The sequence below is a fragment of the Serratia bockelmannii genome, assembly GCF_008011855.1.
Lineage (GTDB): Bacteria > Pseudomonadota > Gammaproteobacteria > Enterobacterales > Enterobacteriaceae > Serratia > Serratia bockelmannii.
In genome coordinates this window covers 1-1,310 of sequence record NZ_VOUX01000013.1, presented here as the reverse complement: position 1 = coordinate 1,310, position 1,310 = coordinate 1, and the positions used below count along the sequence as shown (strand labels likewise).

Annotated in this window: 1 tRNA gene and 2 rRNA genes; all 3 read right to left on the bottom strand. The window is 48.8% G+C overall.

The features are described from left to right. A 23S ribosomal RNA gene (locus FOT55_RS12475) occupies positions 1-729 on the bottom strand; the annotation flags it as partial. Positions 730-963: 234 nt separating this feature from the next. Continuing rightward, positions 964-1,039: transfer RNA gene (locus FOT55_RS12470), tRNA-Glu, on the bottom strand. Between the two features lie 206 nt (positions 1,040-1,245). Next, positions 1,246-1,310: ribosomal RNA gene (locus tag FOT55_RS12465) — 16S ribosomal RNA — on the bottom strand; the annotation flags it as partial.

Here is a 1,310-nt window from a genome sequence, read left to right as displayed (position 1 = left end):
TCCTCCAGTTAGTGTTACCCAACCTTCAACCTGCCCATGGCTAGATCACCGGGTTTCGGGTCTATACCTTGCAACTATTCGCCCAGTTAAGACTCGGTTTCCCTACGGCTCCCCTATACGGTTAACCTTGCTACAAAATATAAGTCGCTGACCCATTATACAAAAGGTACGCAGTCACACCACGAAGGTGCTCCCACTGCTTGTACGTACACGGTTTCAGGTTCTATTTCACTCCCCTCGCCGGGGTTCTTTTCGCCTTTCCCTCACGGTACTGGTTCACTATCGGTCAGTCAGGAGTATTTAGCCTTGGAGGATGGTCCCCCCATATTCAGACAGGATGTCACGTGTCCCGCCCTACTCATCGAACTCACGACCTGTGCATTTTAGTGTACGGGGCTATCACCCTTTGCTGCGCGACTTTCCAGACGCTTCCACTAACACACAAGCCGATTCAGGTTCTGGGCTCCTCCCCGTTCGCTCGCCGCTACTGGGGGAATCTCGGTTGATTTCTTTTCCTCGGGGTACTTAGATGTTTCAGTTCCCCCGGTTCGCCTCATGCCACTATGTATTCATGACATGATAGTGTGTCGAAACACACTGGGTTTCCCCATTCGGGTATCGCCGGTTGTAACGGTTCATATCACCTTACCGACGCTTTTCGCAGATTAGCACGCCCTTCATCGCCTCTGACTGCCTAGGCATCCACCGTGTACGCTTAGTCACTTAACCTCACAACCCGAAGATGTTTCCATCGTTCGTGCTGCAAACATTTGAGAGACTCTATGACAGGTTACTCTTCATCCCAATACGTCTACGGAGGGATAAATTTCAGCCGTCATGTTTCAATTTTCAGCTTGTTCCAGATTGTTAAAGAGCAATATCTTAAACATGACTCGCAAGTCATCTTTAAGATTTTTTCGGTTATCGCTAACCGGTGATAATGTCTTTCACTCATTATCGGAATGGCGTCCCCAAGGGGATTCGAACCCCTGTTACAGCCGTGAAAGGGCAGTGTCCTAGGCCTCTAGACGATGGGGACCCGAAATTGGCTTATCGAATCACCGATTCGATAATTTCGGGTAAAGGTGAGATTTTTCGTGAAAAATCGAGCGCCATTGTCGTTTGTCACTGCACTGGACAGTCACAAATCTCCCGGCACTTACCTATACCACAAGGTTTTGTTTGCTCATTACTTTTTCATCAGACAATCTGTGTGAGCACGCCACTCGAACTAATATCTTTAGGTAAGGAGGTGATCCAACCGCAGGTTCCCCTACGGTTACCTTGTTACGACTTCACCCCAGTCATGA